This is a genomic window from Polaromonas sp. AET17H-212 (assembly GCF_002379085.1).
Classification (GTDB): Bacteria; Pseudomonadota; Gammaproteobacteria; order Burkholderiales; family Burkholderiaceae_C; genus Polaromonas.
Genome location: NZ_NBZW01000037.1, coordinates 16,829 through 32,709, shown reverse-complemented (window position 1 = coordinate 32,709; position 15,881 = coordinate 16,829). Strand labels below are relative to the sequence as shown.

General features: G+C 65.6%; 15 protein-coding genes. 7 read left to right on the top strand and 8 right to left on the bottom strand.

The window, feature by feature from the left end; all coding sequences use genetic code 11:
* Positions 1–27: 27 nt before the first annotated feature.
* Complete coding sequence (locus B7G53_RS20260) at positions 28–954, bottom strand: DUF3034 family protein (RefSeq protein ID WP_096671097.1); 927 nt, start codon at positions 952–954, stop codon at positions 28–30.
* A gap of 163 nt (positions 955–1,117) precedes the next feature.
* Between B7G53_RS20260 and B7G53_RS20255 the strand changes: the two genes are divergently transcribed.
* On the top strand, positions 1,118–1,558 hold the full coding sequence (locus B7G53_RS20255) for a c-type cytochrome (RefSeq protein WP_255250106.1): 441 nt from the start codon (positions 1,118–1,120) through the stop codon (positions 1,556–1,558).
* A 24-nt stretch (positions 1,559–1,582) separates the two neighbouring features.
* Here the strand turns inward: B7G53_RS20255 and B7G53_RS20250 are convergent, their stop codons facing one another.
* Positions 1,583–2,785: a Y-family DNA polymerase gene (locus B7G53_RS20250; protein ID WP_176491429.1), complete on the bottom strand. Its 1,203-nt coding sequence runs from the start codon at positions 2,783–2,785 to the stop codon at positions 1,583–1,585.
* A gap of 278 nt (positions 2,786–3,063) precedes the next feature.
* On the opposite strand from B7G53_RS20250, the gene B7G53_RS20245 reads away from it, so the two are divergent.
* Positions 3,064–3,966: a c-type cytochrome gene (locus tag B7G53_RS20245; RefSeq protein ID WP_096671093.1), complete on the top strand. Its 903-nt coding sequence runs from the start codon at positions 3,064–3,066 to the stop codon at positions 3,964–3,966.
* Positions 3,967–4,172: 206 nt separating this feature from the next.
* On the opposite strand, the gene B7G53_RS20240 is transcribed toward B7G53_RS20245, so the two are convergent.
* The 4 genes from B7G53_RS20240 to argH all read right to left on the bottom strand — a co-directional run bounded on the left by B7G53_RS20240 (position 4,173) and on the right by argH (position 8,585).
* Positions 4,173–5,198: a Bug family tripartite tricarboxylate transporter substrate binding protein gene (locus B7G53_RS20240; protein ID WP_255250105.1), complete on the bottom strand. Its 1,026-nt coding sequence runs from the start codon at positions 5,196–5,198 to the stop codon at positions 4,173–4,175.
* Positions 5,195–5,572, bottom strand: a complete 378-nt coding sequence (locus tag B7G53_RS20235; protein WP_096671091.1) for a chorismate mutase — start codon at positions 5,570–5,572, stop codon at positions 5,195–5,197. Before B7G53_RS20235 ends, B7G53_RS20240 begins: the two co-directional genes overlap by 4 nt.
* 162 nt (positions 5,573–5,734) lie before the next feature.
* Positions 5,735–6,889: an alpha-hydroxy acid oxidase gene (locus B7G53_RS20230; RefSeq protein ID WP_096671089.1), complete on the bottom strand. Its 1,155-nt coding sequence runs from the start codon at positions 6,887–6,889 to the stop codon at positions 5,735–5,737.
* Positions 6,890–7,169: 280 nt separating this feature from the next.
* On the bottom strand, positions 7,170–8,585 hold the full coding sequence (argH, locus tag B7G53_RS20225) for an argininosuccinate lyase (protein ID WP_096671087.1): 1,416 nt from the start codon (positions 8,583–8,585) through the stop codon (positions 7,170–7,172).
* Between the two features lie 222 nt (positions 8,586–8,807).
* Between argH and B7G53_RS20220 the strand changes: the two genes are divergently transcribed.
* The 5 genes from B7G53_RS20220 to B7G53_RS20200 all read left to right on the top strand — a co-directional run bounded on the left by B7G53_RS20220 (position 8,808) and on the right by B7G53_RS20200 (position 13,707).
* Positions 8,808–9,869 (top strand): sensor histidine kinase, encoded by a 1,062-nt coding sequence (locus B7G53_RS20220; protein WP_096671085.1) that lies wholly within the window; start codon positions 8,808–8,810, stop codon positions 9,867–9,869.
* Positions 9,866–10,612, top strand: coding sequence for a LytR/AlgR family response regulator transcription factor (locus B7G53_RS20215; RefSeq protein WP_176491428.1), 747 nt, complete (start codon positions 9,866–9,868; stop codon positions 10,610–10,612). The genes B7G53_RS20220 and B7G53_RS20215 overlap by 4 nt, the downstream gene beginning before the upstream one ends.
* Positions 10,613–10,771: 159 nt before the next feature.
* A complete protein-coding gene (locus tag B7G53_RS20210) occupies positions 10,772–11,965 on the top strand; it encodes an AI-2E family transporter (protein WP_096671083.1) in 1,194 nt (397 codons plus the stop codon).
* 200 nt (positions 11,966–12,165) lie between these two features.
* Positions 12,166–12,933, top strand: coding sequence for a TerC family protein (locus B7G53_RS20205; RefSeq protein WP_096671081.1), 768 nt, complete (start codon positions 12,166–12,168; stop codon positions 12,931–12,933).
* A 66-nt stretch (positions 12,934–12,999) separates the two neighbouring features.
* Positions 13,000–13,707, top strand: coding sequence for a tRNA-uridine aminocarboxypropyltransferase (locus B7G53_RS20200; protein WP_441339008.1), 708 nt, complete (start codon positions 13,000–13,002; stop codon positions 13,705–13,707).
* On the opposite strand, the gene B7G53_RS20195 is transcribed toward B7G53_RS20200, so the two are convergent.
* Both B7G53_RS20195 and B7G53_RS20190 read right to left on the bottom strand, forming a co-directional pair.
* Entirely contained in the window at positions 13,688–14,329 is a 642-nt protein-coding gene (locus tag B7G53_RS20195; protein ID WP_096671099.1) for an ABC transporter ATP-binding protein, read from the bottom strand. The two genes, B7G53_RS20200 and B7G53_RS20195, sit on opposite strands and share 20 nt — an antisense overlap.
* A gap of 285 nt (positions 14,330–14,614) precedes the next feature.
* Positions 14,615–15,727 carry an endonuclease/exonuclease/phosphatase family protein gene (locus B7G53_RS20190; protein ID WP_096671077.1) on the bottom strand — a complete coding sequence of 371 codons (1,113 nt, stop codon included), beginning with the start codon at positions 15,725–15,727 and terminating at the stop codon, positions 14,615–14,617.
* Between the last annotated feature and the right edge of the window lie 154 nt (positions 15,728–15,881).

Here is a 15,881-nt window from a genome sequence, read left to right as displayed (position 1 = left end):
GTAAACAGGTGGGCGGGTGGGGTGGGTTCAGAAAGCCAGCTGGGCCGACAGGTAGTAGCCGGTTTGCTTGCGGCTGGCGGTGGTGGCCGGAACAATCACGCCCAGGTCCACATAGGCCAGCGTCACGGAGACGTTTTTGTTAGGCGCCCAGGCGATGAAGATGTCTTTCCAGTCTTCCGAGCGCAGGCCGTTGCCCAGGCCGGCCGCGCGTCCGGCGGTCTCCAGCTTGTTGCGCATGAAACGGTATTCGGCGCCTACAGCGATGTTTTTGGTGAGCAGGTAGGCCACCGAGAATTCCGGCTGCAGGCTGTACCTGTTCTCCTTGCCGCCCAGGGTGGCGCCGTAGCCGAGCAGCCCGTTCTGGTTGGCCTTGGTGGCGCGCAGCGTGCCGTTGACCAGCAGGCTCTGGCCCAGGAACAGCTTGGTGGCGCTCACATACAGGTCCACCCCTTCACGCTTGGCGCCCAGCGCCCTGAGCGTGCCGTCCAGCCCGGTCGAGCCCAGCGTTTTGTACTGCACACCGACCGCCACTTGCGGCATCAGGGTGTCGGCGTCGAGCACGGCATCCCCGAGCACGCGCACCTTGGCGCCCACGATGGTCTGTTTCAGGTGCAGGCCGGGCAGGCCCAGTGCGGTGCCGGTGTTGCGGGTGTTGAAGTCCTGCTGGGCGACCGACAGTTCGTAACGGTCGTGGATGCCGATGGCCGCGCCGACGATGTTCAGGCCGTAGTCTTTGGTGCCGGCCGTGGTGACAAAGGCCGAGCCGCCGATTTCGCCCTCGGTGGCATTGCTGCCAATCACGGCCCACGGGGTCAGGCCGCCGCCGGCCGCGCCGTCCACGCTGCTGACGCCGCCGGTCAGCAGCAGCTTGCCGGTGTCGGCATGGGCGCTCAGGCTGGCGCCGGCGCAGAGGACGGCCGCACAGGCGGCCAGCAGGGAGGGGGCGAATGTCATGGTCAGAGCTCCTGGGGCGGCACATGGCCGCGGGGTTGAAAAAAGATGTAATCAGTTGTACGCAGTGGAGATACGGCACTGCCGGCGCGCTGGATTCAACTATTTCCGGGTTTCGTTTGAAGGGGTGCCGAATCCGTCCGGCCGTCCCTTGCGTAATTCCGGCATGAACTTCATGCATGCAAGCTTGTTGATGCGGCCGGGCCGGCTTCGGACCTGCCTGGCGGGCCTGGCCGTCACCGTGCTGCTGGCCGGGCCGGCGCTGGCGCAAGGCGGCGCGAGCCCGCGCGAATGGCGCACACCGCCGCCCGGCGACGTGCTGCGTGGCCAGGCGCTGTACCAGGCACGTTGCACGGCTTGCCACGCGGTGGACGGCAACCAGGTGGGACCGGCGCACCGCGGCGTGATGGGCCGCCGCGTGGGCAGCCTCCAGGGCTACCGCTACTCGGACGAACTGGCGCAGTCGCGCCTGCGCTGGACGCCGCAGACACTCAACACCTGGCTGCAGGACCCGGAAGAGCTGGTGGCCGGCCAGCGCATGGGCTTTCAGGTGGACGACGCGCAGGAGCGCGCCGACCTGATTGCCTGGCTGGCGACCTTGAAATGAGGCGTGCCGGCAGCGGCAGCCGGCTTAGAACAGCTGGTCGGTTGCTATTGATTCAGTAGCTCCTTGCGACCGTCCTGATTGGGCTTGTCCCCGATTTTGTTCATAAACCGGCGCGTCGCCGGCTTTCACCAGCGTGGCGGCACGCACGCCCAGCAGGCGCAGCCGTTTGTCCAGCGGCACCCGTTTCAGGCACAGACCCGCCGTTTTGCGGATGGTCGGGCCGTCGGCCGTGTAGAAGTCGGCCGTCTGGTCGCGCGTCGCAATTTTGAAATCGTCGTAGCGCAGCTTGATGCCTATGGTTTTGGCCACGTAACCCTTGCGCTGCAGGTCGTCGGCCAGTTTCTCGCAGAGGCTGGTGAAGATGGCGCCCAGTTCTGCGCGGTCGCGCACCGCATGCAGGTCGCGTTCAAACGTGGTTTCGCGGCTGATGGACACCGGCTCGCTTTCGGTGACCACCGGCCGTTCGTCGCGGCCCCAGGCGGCTTCGTGCATCCAGGCGCCGGTGGCCTTGCCGAAGTGCCGGATCAGGAAGGCCGGCTCCTGGGCGGCCAGCTCGCCGATGGTGTGGATGGCCAGTGCCGCGAGTTTTTCGCCGGCCTTGGGGCCGATGCCGTTGATCTTGCGCACATGGAGCGGCCAGATTTTTTCCTGCAGGTCGGCTTCGTAAACAACCGAGATGCCCTTGGGCTTGTTGAACTCGCTGGCCATCTTGGCGAGCAGCTTGTTGGGCGCCACGCCGACCGAACAGGTCAGGCCGGTTTTTTCGAAAATCTCTTTCTGGATCAGGCGCGCCAGCACACGCCCGCCCTCGCGCTGGCCGCCGGGTACGTCGGTGAAGTCGATGTAGACCTCGTCGACGCCGCGGTCTTCCATCAGCGGCGCGATGTCGGTGATGGTGCTCTTGAACAGCCGCGAGTACTTGCGCACCTCGTCAAAGTCCACCGGCAGCACGATGGCCTGCGGACACAGCTTGGCGGCCTTCATCATGCCCATGGCCGAGCCCACGCCGAACTGGCGCGCGGCATAGGTCGCGGTGGTGATGACGCCGCGGCCCACATAGTCCCTGAGCAGCGGGAATTGGGTGACCGGGATGAAGCGCAGCGCGCGTTCGCCCTGCGCGGCCATCAGCGCTTCGTCCACCTTGCGCCGGCCGCCGCCTATGACCACCGGCAGGCCCTTGAGCTGCGGGTAACGCAGCAGCTCGATGGACGCAAAAAAAGCATCCATGTCGAGGTGCGCAATGCGGCGGATCCTGGGCGGGCTGGAAGGGGAAGGGACACTCACCCGGCAAGCATACCGTTGAACAGCGCTGCCCGCCGTTCCTGCCAGCCAGGGCGGTCGTCTGGCTTTTCCCGAACCCGGCGGATGTAAATAGTTGCCTTCGCCAACAGCGGTTGCTGTGACTTATTGCCCGGCCGCCGGCGTGACAAGACGGCGCCTGTTTTCTAGAATTTTGCCTTTGTCCCGAACGGGTGTGGACAGGGCTCAAACCAGAGGCGAAAACCATGAAGCGATGGGTCAAGTGGGTTCTGGGGGCAGGGGTCGCCCTGGTGCTGCTGGCGGCGGGTGCCACGCTGGTGGGGACGGCGCTGGCTGATCGAAAAGCGCAGCGCCTCGTCCAGGTGAAGGTGCGGCCCGTGGCTTTTCCGGCCGACGCGCAGTCCCTGGAGCGCGGCAAATACCTGTTCAGTTCGCGCGGTTGTGTGGACTGCCATGGCGCCAACGGCGCGGGCCGCGAGTTTATCAACGACGGCCACGGCCTGCGCCTGGCGGGCCCGAACATCACGCCGGGCGAGGGCAAGGTGGTGGCGCGCTACACCCCCGAAGACTGGGTGCGTACCCTGCGCCACGGCGTCAAGCCCGATGGCCGGCCGCTGTTTATCATGCCCAGCGAAGATTACAACCGCTTCACCGACGCCGATCTCGGTGCGCTGGTGACCTATGTACGCAGCCTGCCGCCGCAACCGGGCGGCGCAGCCGTGCTGGAGCTGTCGCTGCCGGTCAAGCTGCTGTATGGCTTCGGCGCGATTGAAGACGCGGCGCAAAAGATCGACCATTCCCTGCCGCCGGCCACGCCCGTGGCCGAAGGCGTGACGGTGGCGCACGGTGCCTATGTGGCCAACATGTGCATCGGCTGCCACGGGCCGGGGCTTTCCGGCGGCAAGATTCCCGGCACCCCGCCCGACTGGGCGGCGGCGGCCAACCTCACACCGGGTCAAGGCAGTGCCATGGCGCGTTACAAGGATACCGGCCAGTTTGTCGCCATGCTGCGCAGCGGCAAGCGGCCGGACGGCACGGCCGTCACCGTGATGCCCTTTGAGTCGCTGCGTGAACTCAACGACGTGGATGCCCAGGCGCTGTACGCCTACCTGCAAACAGTGCCGGCCCGGCCTTTTGGGCAGCGGTAGGTCTGGAGCAGGATCGCTGCGTTAATTTGCGGCCGGCTTCGGGCCGATGGGTAACACGGTTCAGCCGCAGGCACGGGGCTGGCGCAGGCCTACAGGCGGCAGGACGCCCTGAAACCGGACATCGGAACTGGAAGCCTGGCTGTTCGGTTGCGCCAGCGCCACATCGACCTGCGCCACACCGGGCGCTCAGGCCGATCCCGCGTCCATCACTCGACAGAGATGCCGGTGCGTTTGATGATGGGGGTCATCACGCGCAGTTCCTGCTGCATGAACTTCTGCAGGTCCTGCTCGGAGCCGCCTATGGGTTCCATGTACTGGGCGTGGAGTTTTTCCTTGACCTCGGGCATGGCGAGCACGGCGTTGATTTCCTGGTTCATGCGCCGCACGATGTCGGTCGGCGTGCTGGCCGGGGCCATCACGGCCATCCAGGCGAGGTTTTCGATCTCGGGCAGGCCGGCTTCCTTCATGGTCGGGATGTCGGGCATCAGCTGGCTGCGTTTGGCGGTGGACACGGCCAGGGCGCGCATCTTGCCGGCTTTGACCTGGGGGATCACCGCCACCGCGGGCACGCAGGCAAACTGCACGTCGCCCTGCAGGATGGCCAGGATGGACAGCGGCGAGGAGGCGTACGGAATGTGGACCGCGAAGGTGTCGGTCTTGACCTTGAGCAGCTCCACGCCAAGCTGCGACAGGCTGCCCACCCCGGTCGATGAAAAGTTGAACTTGCCGGGGTTTTTCTTCATCGCATCGACCAGCTCCTTGAGCGTGGTGATGCCCGAGTCGGCGCGCACCGCACACACATTGGCCTGGCCGCCGGCCAGCACCACCGGGCGCAGCTCGGTGAACGGGTCATACGGCAGCTTCTTGTAAAGCACGGTGTTGTACACCAGCGGGCCGTTGGTGCTGATGACGAAGGTGTAGCCGTCGCCCGCCGCTTTGGCCACGGCGCCGGTGCCGTTGTTGCCGCCGGCGCCGGCGCGGTTGTCGATGATCACTGGCTGGCCCAGGCGCGGCGACAGTTTGTCGGCCACGATGCGCGCGATCACATCCGGTGACGAGCCCGCGCCGTAAGGCACCACGATGCGTACCGGCTTGTTCGGCCAGGCCTGTCCTGAGCTTGTCGAAGCGGCCTGGGCCATGGCGCCTGCCGTGGCAAGTGCCACCGTGGCCGCCACGGTGCAGCGGGCCAGCAGGCGGGTCAGCGGAAAACGGAGGGTGGTGCGGGTGTTCATGGGGCGATCAGTTCCGTGTCGTGAAAAAAGGTGCCCTCGCCGGCGATGTAGCCGGCGACGAGGGTGCGGTAGGTGGACTCCATGATATCGGGCAGTCCGGGGAAATCGGCCTCATGGCGTGCGGCAAGGGCCCGCACGCGCGCGAAGACCTCGGCCTGGCGTGCCGGCGCGGCCACCTGGAAGGCGTCGCGCTTGAAACGGGTGGCGTCACGCACACACAACGCGCGTTGCGCGAGCAGTTCGACGATCTGCTCGTCGAGCGTGTCGATGCGCTCGCGCAGCGCGGCCAGTGTCGGCGCAAGCTCGACATAGTCCGGGTCCTTGAAGCGGCGCACCGGGGGCGTGTGGGTGGTGGGTTCCTGGGAAGAAGTCATGGCGTGAGGAGGTCGGAATGGCGGTGGGAAATTGATAAGCAAGCTTGTTGATTGGGCCTTCTATTGTCATCGGGGCATTCCCCAACCGGACCGCGCCGATGCGCCGGCTGCGGTTGGCCGCTTCCCCGGTGCCCCCTGGCAGGGGGTGAAACGCTGTTCGTTTCAGGTCGGGAACGTGCCCGGCAGCAGGATGGACTTGTCCACCGTCTCGATGTTGGTGTGGCCGCAAAACGCCATCGTCAAATCCAGCTCGCGGTGGATGATCTGCAGCGCCTTGGTCACGCCTTCTTCCCCCATGGCGCCCAGGCCGTACAGGAAGGAGCGGCCGATGTAGGTGCCCTTGGCGCCCAGCGCCCGCGCCTTGAGCACGTCCTGGCCGCTGCGGATGCCGCCGTCCATGTGGACCTCGATCTGGCTGCCGACCGCATCCACGATGTGCGGCAGGGCGCGAATCGACGACTCGGCGCCGTCGAGTTGGCGCCCGCCATGGTTGGACACGATCAGCGCGTCAGCGCCGGAGTTGACTGCGAGTTTCGCGTCTTCCACGTCCTGGATGCCCTTGAGGATCAGCTTGCCGCCCCAGCGCTTCTTGATCCATTCCACGTCGCCCCAGTTCAGGCCCGGGTCGAACTGCTTGGCGGTCCACTCGGACAGCGAGCCCATGTTCTCCACGCCCTTGACATGGCCGACGATGTTGCCGAAGCCGTGGCGTTTGGTGCCCAGCATGCCCAGGCCCCAGCGCGGCTTGGTCATCAGGTTCAGGATGGTGGCCAGGGTCGGTTTGGGCGGCGCACTCAGCCCGTTCTTGAGGTCCTTGTGGCGCTGGCCGAGGATCTGCAGGTCCAGCGTGAGCACCAGCGCCGAGCAGTTGGCGGCCTTGGCGCGGTCGATCAGGCGCTCGATGAAGTCGCGGTCTTTCATCACGTAGAGCTGGAACCAGAAGGGGTGACCACCGGTGCCTGCCGACACGTCCTCGATGGAGCAGATGCTCATGGTCGAGAGCGTGAACGGAATGCCGAACTTTTTCGCTGCACGCGCACCCAGGATCTCGCCGTCGGCATGCTGCATGCCGGTCAGCCCGGTCGGCGCAATCGCCACCGGCATGGCCACGTTCTGGCCAATCATCTGCGTGGCCGTGCTGCGGTTTTCCATGTTGACGGCCACGCGCTGGCGCAGCTTGATGGTCTGGAAATCGCTTTCATTGGCGCGGTAGGTGCTTTCGGTCCACGAGCCGGAGTCGGCATAGTCGTAGAACATGCGGGGCACGCGCTTTTCGGCCAGAACGCGCAGGTCTTCGATGGTGGTGATCACGGGCATGGAGTCTCCAGACAACAGATTTTTTTGGGGAAGCTGCCGCCATGGTAGCGCCGGTGCTTGTGCTGCTGCGTGAATTCTGCTCCTACGGCTTTGAAATTATTGACACGCAGCTTGCGCAGGCATGGCCCGGGGGGAATGCCGGTGGCACTGTCATCCTCCTCATCAGGAGGTCAGGCGTAGCCGATTTGCATGCCACCTGACAGCGCAGACCCACGGAACAAAGACGCAAAAAAAGGCGGGCATCACCCGCCTTTTCAGTCGCACAGCAAGGCCGGCCGGTTCAGCCCGGGGTGAGCCGTGCGCGGTGCCGCGCAATCTGCATGCGCACCTGCGCCGGCGCGGTGCCGCCCAGCGTGTTGCGCGCATTCAGCGAGCCGCGCAGGCTCAGCACGTCGTACACGTCTTTTTCGATCTTCGGGTTGAACTGCTGCAGCACCGCCAGCGGCAGCTCCGACAAATCCACCGCATGTGAAATGGCGGCTTTCACCGCGTGGGCCACGGCCTCATGCGCGTCGCGGAAGGGCAGGCCCTTCTTGACCATGTAGTCGGCCAGGTCGGTGGCGGTGGCGTAACCCTTGAGCGCGGCGCGCTCCATGGCCTCCGGTTTGACGGTGATGCCGCCGACCATCTCGGCGAAGATGCGCAGCGTGTCTTTCAGCGTGTCCACCGTGTCGAACAGCGGCTCCTTGTCTTCCTGGTTGTCCTTGTTGTAGGCCAGCGGCTGGCCTTTCATCAGCGTGATCAGGCCCATCAGGTGGCCGACCACCCGGCCGGTCTTGCCGCGCGCGAGTTCGGGCACGTCGGGGTTTTTCTTCTGCGGCATGATGGAGCTGCCGGTGCAAAAGCGGTCGGCGATGTCGATGAAGCCAAAGCTCTGGCTCATCCACAGGATCAGCTCTTCGCTCAGGCGGCTGATGTGCACCATGGCCAGCGAGGCAGCGGCGGTGAATTCAATCGCGAAGTCGCGGTCGCTGACCGCGTCCAGGCTGTTCTGGCAGACCTGCGGCTGGCCTTGCGCATCGACCATGCCCAGGGTTCTGGCGACACGTTCGCGGTCCAGCGGGTAGCTGGTGCCGGCCAGCGCGGCGGCGCCCAGCGGCAGGCGGTTCACGCGTTTGCGCACGTCCTGCAGGCGCTCGGCATCGCGCGCAAACATCTCGACATAAGCCAGCATGTGGTGGCCAAAACTGACCGGCTGCGCCACCTGCAGGTGCGTGAAGCCGGGCAGGATGACCTCGACGTTCTTTTCGGCAATATCGACGAGCGCCTTCTGCAGGTCGGCCAGCAGCGCATCGATCAGGTCGATCTCGCCGCGCAGCCACAGGCGCACGTCGGTGGCGACCTGGTCGTTGCGCGAGCGGCCGGTGTGCAGGCGTTTGCCCGCGTCACCGACGAGTTGTGTCAGGCGCGCCTCGATGTTCAGGTGCACGTCTTCCAGGTCCAGCTTCCATTCAAAGGCGCCGGCTTCGATTTCAGCGCGGATCTGGGCCATGCCCTGCTGGATGGCCGCATGGTCGGCAGCGCCCAGGATTTTCTGTGCCGCCAGCATCTCGGCATGGGCCAGCGAGCCGGTGATGTCAGCCTGCCACAGCCGCTTGTCAAAAAACACGCTGGCGGTGTAACGCTTGACCAGGTCGCTCATGGGTTCGGAGAACAGGGCGGACCAGGCTTGGGATTTTTTGTCGAGTTGGCTCACGGGAGGCTTTCTGTGGAGGACCGTCTGGCGGCAGCGATGGCGTGTCGCGGCGACAACATTATTCGGGTAAGTACGGGTTTGACGCCGGTTTCAGGCGGGCCGCCGGTGCAATACTAGAGCCTGATTTTATCTGCGTGCCGGAAAGTCCCGTCAAGCGGGGCGCCCGGGCCCCTCGGGCCAGCCCGCGCACAGAACCGGACACGGAGCAAGCGAGCCTTTTTCATGCAGTTCAAGCCCGACCTTTCGTCCTTTGGCGAGTCGACCGTGCTGGGTGGCTACAGCCAGCCCGGGGATGCGCCTGCGCCCCTGCCGGCCCGTGTCAATGTGTTTGACGCCTGCAATGTCGGCGTGGTGCTGCGCGCCGTGTTGTTTGTCGAGGCGGTGGTGGGTGTGGGCGCGATGTTCGGCACCGGCTTGTTTGTCGACTGGCTGCTGCGTTTTTCGCTGCTGACCGGCGGCGTGTTGCCCGCCACGCTGGCCTGGCTGATCGCCGCCTGTGTGCTCAAGGGACGGCTGGCCCGGCTGGGCACGACGCAGCAGTGGGTGGCCGGCGTGGCCCTGGGCGCGCTGGCAGGCCTGTATGGCTGCGGCCTGCTGGTGCTGCTGAACCTGCTTGATCCGGCGCCCTGGTGGGCCAGCGCCGCGGCCGGTGCCCTGCTGTCGGCGGTGCTGGTGGCCGGGCTGGTCTGGCGCGCCAAGGCCCGTACACCGGCGGCCACGGCGGCGCGCCTGGCCGAGCTGCAGTCGCGCATCCGGCCGCATTTCCTGTTCAACACGCTCAACAGCGCCATCGCCCTGGTGCGCGCCGAACCGGCCCAGGCCGAAACCGTGCTGGAGGACCTCAGCGAGCTGTTTCGCCATGCGCTGGCCGACCAGACCGAGTCGGTCTCGCTGGGACAGGAAATCGCCCTGGCGCAGCGTTACATGGCCATCGAGCAGATCCGCTTTGGCGAGCGCCTGCAGGTGCAGTGGAGCCTGGACCCCGAGGCGGACCCGGCCAAATTGCCGCCGTTGCTGCTGCAGCCGCTGGTGGAAAATGCGGTGCGCCATGGCGTGGAGCCCAGTGCCCAGGGCGCGCAGATCAAGATCACGACCGAGCGGCGCGGCGGGGTGGTGGTGCTCAAGGTGACCAATTCCACCCCGGCCGGCGTCGGTGAGCGGGGGCACGGGCTGGCGCTGGCCAATGTGCGCGAGCGCCTGGCGCTGCTGCACGATGTGCAGGCGCAATTCAAGACCGTGTTCAAGGACGGTGTGTTTCAAGTGAGGCTGGAGATTCCGCTATGACCGGCAAGTTGAGGGCGCTGATTGTGGATGACGAGGCGCTGGCGCGTTCGCGCCTGCGTACGCTGCTGGGCGATTGCACCGCGCCGCCCGCCTGCGTGGCCGCCGAAGCCGCGCATGCGGCGCAGGCCATGGACGCCCTGCGCCGCGAAACCTTTGATGTGGTCCTGCTCGACATCCGCATGCCCGGCGCCGACGGCATCGCCCTGGCGCAGACCATTGCCCGCCTGCCACAGCCGCCGGCGGTGGTGTTTGTCACCGCGCATTCCGAACACGCGGTGCAGGCCTTCGATCTGGAGGCGGTGGACTACCTGACCAAGCCCGTGCGGCTCGAGCGGCTGCAGCAGGCGCTACAAAAAGTGGAGCGACTGGTGCAGGCAGCAAAAGGGCTGGAGGCCGATTCGAATGGTGATTTCCTGATCATCCAGGACCGCGGCCGGACCGAGCGCGTGCCGCTGGCCGAGGTGCTGTACCTCAAGGCCGAACTCAAGTACATCACGGTGCGCACGGCGGGCAAAAGCTACATCCTCGACGGCAGCCTCAACGAACTGGAGGAAAAGTACCCCCAGCAGTTCATGCGCATTCACCGCAATGCGCTGGTGGCGCGACGCGCGGTGCGCGCGCTGGAAAAACACTTTGATCCCGAAGAGGGGGAGGGCTGGGCCGTGCGGCTCAATGGCATCGACGAGTTGCTGGCGGTGTCGCGGCGCCAGCTCAGCGCGGTGCGCGAGGCCATCGCTGCCTGAACCCGCCGCCTGGCCGGAACCGCCTACCCGTTGTGGCGACGGCGTCCTGCACCGGCCTGCCGCCGGCCGCGATGAAATGGGGACGGTACACGAATGGAGACTTCGCCCCGGGACGGTTTTGCCAGTGACACCCCGTGGAGCGCCAGACAAGGAACACAGATGACTGAAGAACACGTGCCCGAGACCTTGCCGGCAGAGCCCGGCGCCGCGACGCCTGCCGAGCCCGTGGTCACGACCTTCCCGGAAGCGGAGCGGCTGCTCCTGCACATGCCGGTGGACATCCGCAACATGTCGCTGATGGTGCTGGCCGGCCTGGCCATCCTGTTCGTGTTGCACTGGGCCAAGGCGGTGTTCATCCCGGTGATGGTCGGCGTGTTGTTCAGTTATGCGCTCTCGCCGGTGGTCAACTGGCTGGAACTCAAACGCGTGCCGCGCTGGCTTGGCTCTGCCGTGCTGCTGCTGGCGATTTTCGGCGCCATCGGTTCGACCACCTGGTCCCTCAGGGACAACGCGGTGCAACTGGTGGAGTCGCTGCCCGTGGCAGCACAAAAATTCCGCAACGCCATGAAGGTCAAGACCGGCCAGTCGGACAGCACGCTGGAGACCGTGCAGAAAGCCGCGTCGCAGATCGAGCAGGCCACCCAGGACGGCGCCAAGCCGGGCAACACCCGCGGCGCCATGCGGGTGGTGGTCGAGCGGGCCAGTTTCAACGTCAAGGACTATCTCTGGACCGGCACGATTGGCCTGGTTGCGCTGATCGGACAGGTCGTCGCGGTCATTTTCCTGACCTACTTCCTGCTGCTCTCGGGCGACAGCTTCCGGCGCAAGCTGCTCAAGCTGGCCGGCCCCAGCCTGAGCAAGAAAAAAGTGACACTGCAGGCCCTGCATGAAATCACCGGCCAGATCCAGCGCTACCTGCAGGTGCAACTGCTCACCAGCGCGCTGGTCGGGGTGCTGACCTGGCTGGCCTTGCTGGCCATCGGGCTGGAGAACGCGGCGGTCTGGGGCATTGCCGCCTTCGTGCTCAATTTCGTGCCTTATGTGGGCTCGCTGATCACCGCGGCCGCCACGGCGCTGGTCGGTTTCCTGCAGTTCGGCACGCTGAACATGGCGCTGGTGGTCGGTGGCGCCTCGCTGTTCATCCACACCATCGTCGGCAACCTGATCACGCCCTGGCTCACCAGCCGCGCCAGCCGCCTGAGCCCGGTGGCGGTTTTTGTCGGCCTGCTGGCCTGGGGCTGGCTCTGGGGCGTGTGGGGCCTGTTGCTGGGCATTCCCATCATGATGATGGTCAAGTCGGTCTGCGACCGGGTCGATGACCTCAAGCCGCTCGGCGAGTTTCTCGGATCTTGATGAGCCCCCACGGTCGCTCACTTCGTGTAGCTCCCGCGGCCTTGCAGGCCGCGGCTCGCGAGACGCTGCGCCTGCGGCCCGGCGAAGCCGGTTCCGCGGCCCCGGTTGGTCTGGACATCATATAGTCGCTACCACGACCCCACGACCCACGGCGCCGGACCGCTGGATCAATGAAACAATGAAACAAAAGAGGTACTGCCATGATGGAACTGCTGACCGACCCGCAAGCCTGGATTGCCTTCGGCACGCTCACCGCGCTCGAGCTGGTGCTGGGCATCGACAACATCGTCTTCATCTCGATTCTGGTCGACAAGCTGCCCAAGGAGCAGCAGGCGATGGCGCGGCGCATCGGCCTGTTCATGGCTATGTTCATGCGTATCGGCCTGTTGCTGGTGCTGTCGTGGATCATCGGGCTGGTGGCGCCGCTGTTCACCGTGCTCCAGCAGGAAATCTCAGGCCGTGACCTGATCCTGATTGCCGGCGGCCTGTTCCTGATCTGGAAAAGCACCGGTGAGATCCACCAGTCGCTCGAGGGCGAGGAGGGGCACGCCTCCACCGCGGTCAAGGCCACCTTCACCGCGGTCATCCTGCAGATCATGGTGGTGGACATGGTGTTTTCGCTGGACTCCATCATCACCGCCGTCGGCATGGTGGACGAACTGGCCGTGATGATTGCCGCCGTGGTGGCGTCGGTCGCCATGATGATGGTGTTCGCCGGTGCCATCGGCCGCTTTGTGTCGGCGCACCCCACCGTCAAGATGCTGGCGTTGTCTTTCCTGGTCGTGGTCGGCGTGGTGCTGATTGCCGAGGGCTTTGACCACCACGTGCCCAAGGGGTATGTCTACTTCGCGATGGCGTTTTCCATTGGCGTTGAAATGCTCAACATCCGCATGCGGCGGCGCTCGGCCAAGCCGGTGCACCTGCACGACGCCTACGCGGCCGAGCCCGGCGCAAAACGGCCCGACTGAGCAGTTTGGTGATCTTTTTGGCAGCCAGCCCTCATGCAGCGGGTACTGGCAGCTATTGATTTGATAGTGACCCAGTTCTCCGCCGATTCGTCCGCTGAGTGTTCCGGCGGCCCGCCGGTCCAAAGCGCGCGCCGGCCCGGCCGCACACACTGCGCGGCGTGCCGGCGCCCGCAGCCCGCCTGTCTGTGCGCCTGGGCCACGCCGGTGGCGCACGAGGTCGAGGTGCTGATCCTGCAGCATCCGCTGGAGGTCGATCACCCCAAGGGCAGCGCGCGGCTGCTGCACCTGAGCCTGCCGCGCAGCCGCCTGGTGACGGGTGAGGTGTTTGCCGACGCGGCCCTGCTGGCGGCGCCGTTCGCGTCGGTTGGGGCCGTGGCGGGTGCGCCGCGGCACAACCTTCTTTTGTACCCGGACATGCCGCAGGATCAGGCCTTGGGTGTGCCGGCCCCGCCCGCCGTGCCGGCCGGGTGGCTGCGCGAACCGGCCAGGCTGCGCCTGATCGTGCTCGACGGCACCTGGCGCAAGAGCCGCAAGATGCTTTACCTCAGTCCGCCGCTGCAGGCGCTGCCGCGCCTGTCGCTGCAGGACCCCGCCGCTTCCAGCTACCGCATCCGCAAGGCGCACCGGCCCGACCAGCTGTCGACGCTGGAGGCAACCTGTGCTGCGCTGGCGCAGCTGGAGGGGCATGCCGAAAAATTCCAGCCTCTGCTGGCGGCCTTTGACGGCTTTGTGGCGCAGCAGCTCGGCTACCTTCCTAATCGCCCAGGTCGATAACACCCGCCAGCGGCACGCCGGCCGGCGCCGCATAGTCCGCCACCACGAGGGCGCGTGTCGGATGGGCCGCAGCATCCTGCAGCAGCGCCAGCACAAACCCCTTCGACGCCTTGTCCAGCGCGGCATAGGGCATGTCCAGCAGGGTGAGTGCCGCACCCGAGGCAAACGCTGCGGCCAGCCAGACCTTGCGCTTCGAGCCGGTAGACAGCATGAAAAGCTGCTTGTTCAGCTCCGGCGCCAGCGCCAGCCCGTCTACACATTGGGCCAGCACACCATCGTCAAAGCCGGCATAAGCATGGCGCTGCACATCGAAGTAATGCCCGGGCGTCAGCTGGTCAAACGCCTCCGTGCGCGGTTCCGTCCAGAACACCTGCTGGCGATACGTTTTCTCTTTCGCATGGGTTTGCAGGGTGATGCCGTTGATGCGCAATTCGCCGGCATCGGCCGCCAGTTCCCCGGCCAGCAGGCGCAGCAGCGTCGTCTTGCCTCGGCCGTCACCCCCCAGAACCAGCGTGACACCGGGCGACAGCGCAGCCGACCAGTCCGAAAACAGCGTGCGTTCAGGGTAGCGAAAGCCCAGGCCTTGGACTTCAAGAATGGCGGTGGAGCTGGCGGTGTGCATGCCGGTATTGGACACGAGTCGTGGAACGCAACTTGTTTCCGCCAAGGCCGGGCTGCTGTGGAGCGGTGCCAGGTCATCGTCGCTACTGATTTGATAGCTGGTGGCGCCCGAACGGCGTGGGTAAACCGCCGATTTGATGCATGAAAACGTGCATCGGCCCCTTAAACACGGGCACGAACAGCCAGGGAATGAATAGCGAATCTGGCGCCCAACGCATCCAGCGGGGAAGCACGGTCAGGGAAGCTGCGACATTGGCTTTGCCCAACAGCGCCTGCCGGCCGCCACCTAAAGATCCAGCTCTACCCACAGCGCAGCGTGGTCCGAAGCCGCTTCATCCGCGTTGCTCACTTCCGCAAAGTGCGCCCACAACGTGCCGTGCACCCCGCCCCACATGCCACGGCGCTCGATACCGGCGGCGGTGACGCAGGCGTACAGCTCGGGCGAGAGCAGTATGTAGTCGAGCTTGGCGGAAGGACCGCAGTTGCCGTGGGTCCCTTCGCGGCCGCCGCTTTCATATGTCGGGTGGGAGGCAATGTCCCGGAGGCTGGAGTTTTGCCGCAGCAGGGGCGCCAGCGGGTCGTTGGCCGGAATCTCGTTGAGGTCGCCGACCACGGCAACCAGCGTTTCGCCGGCGGCCAGGTGCTCGTCGTAGATCGTGCGGATGCGTCTGGCCTGGCGTTTGCGCTTGGCATCGTTGGCGGTCTGGCTGCCATACCCCTTGCTTTTGAGGTGGTTGACCATCACCCAGAGCCGCTTGTTGCCGGGCAGGCTGATCTCGTATTCGGCGCAATCGCGGCTGAAGATGGTGCCGCTGGCGTCGGCGTCGTCCACATGCGAGCGAATGGACACGATGGGGTATTTCTGCCGGGTGAGCAGACCCACGTCGATGCCGCGGTCGTCATTGCCGTCCACCAGCATGACGTGCTGAAACGGCTTGGCATCCACTTCGGGCAGCAACTGCTGGTTGAACAGCCGCAGGGTGGTGCGGTCTTCCGCTTCGATCACGGCCTGCACGTCGGCATCGACTGCGCCCAGCACCCGGGCGGTGTTCAAGGTGGCGGCTTCGTTGACCGGCTCGGTCTTGAGCTCGACCCAGCCGACCCAGCTTTTCCTGCCGGTGGCCACGATCTCGGCGTCGCCGACGCGCGGCCGCTTGATGAGCTGGCCGCGAATTTTTCGCAGCAGCAGCAGCGGCCCTTCGTCACTTTTGAGCAGCCCGTGATTTTCAAACAGCTTGAGCATGCGTGCCTTGTCGGCGGCGCTGTAGCGGGCTTTTCCAAACAGCGTGTTGAGCTCTTTGTGCGCTTCAAGCGCGGGTCTGCCTTCCGCCCAATTGGCACCATTGAGGGCCTTGGCGCGGTCAAACATGTTTTCGACATTGAAGGTGGCAAGCCGCATGATCTTCTCCTGCGTAACAACCAGAATCCCGCTATTGGCCGTGCGTCATGTGACAACACAAAGTCAGCCTGAGGTGGCACCCTTCACTCTAGCCAGAGGCCCCTCGGGCCAGACAGGCTCAGACGGCGCAGAGGGCTCATTTTTATGCATGAAA

Excerpts from the sequence above, each read along its gene's own strand:
- B7G53_RS20260 (WP_096671097.1), bottom strand. The coding sequence starts at position 954 with ATGACATTCGCCCCCTCCCTGCTGGCCGCCTGTGCGGCCGTCCTCTGC.
- B7G53_RS20255 (WP_255250106.1), top strand. The coding sequence starts at position 1,118 with ATGAACTTCATGCATGCAAGCTTGTTGATGCGGCCGGGCCGGCTTCGG.
- B7G53_RS20250 (WP_176491429.1), bottom strand. The coding sequence starts at position 2,785 with ATGGATGCTTTTTTTGCGTCCATCGAGCTGCTGCGTTACCCGCAGCTC.
- B7G53_RS20245 (WP_096671093.1), top strand. The coding sequence starts at position 3,064 with ATGAAGCGATGGGTCAAGTGGGTTCTGGGGGCAGGGGTCGCCCTGGTG.
- B7G53_RS20240 (WP_255250105.1), bottom strand. The coding sequence starts at position 5,198 with ATGAACACCCGCACCACCCTCCGTTTTCCGCTGACCCGCCTGCTGGCC.
- B7G53_RS20235 (WP_096671091.1), bottom strand. The coding sequence starts at position 5,572 with ATGACTTCTTCCCAGGAACCCACCACCCACACGCCCCCGGTGCGCCGC.
- B7G53_RS20230 (WP_096671089.1), bottom strand. The coding sequence starts at position 6,889 with ATGCCCGTGATCACCACCATCGAAGACCTGCGCGTTCTGGCCGAAAAG.
- B7G53_RS20220 (WP_096671085.1), top strand. The coding sequence starts at position 8,808 with ATGCAGTTCAAGCCCGACCTTTCGTCCTTTGGCGAGTCGACCGTGCTG.
- B7G53_RS20215 (WP_176491428.1), top strand. The coding sequence starts at position 9,866 with ATGACCGGCAAGTTGAGGGCGCTGATTGTGGATGACGAGGCGCTGGCG.
- B7G53_RS20210 (WP_096671083.1), top strand. The coding sequence starts at position 10,772 with ATGACTGAAGAACACGTGCCCGAGACCTTGCCGGCAGAGCCCGGCGCC.
- B7G53_RS20205 (WP_096671081.1), top strand. The coding sequence starts at position 12,166 with ATGATGGAACTGCTGACCGACCCGCAAGCCTGGATTGCCTTCGGCACG.
- B7G53_RS20195 (WP_096671099.1), bottom strand. The coding sequence starts at position 14,329 with ATGCACACCGCCAGCTCCACCGCCATTCTTGAAGTCCAAGGCCTGGGC.
- B7G53_RS20190 (WP_096671077.1), bottom strand. The coding sequence starts at position 15,727 with ATGCGGCTTGCCACCTTCAATGTCGAAAACATGTTTGACCGCGCCAAG.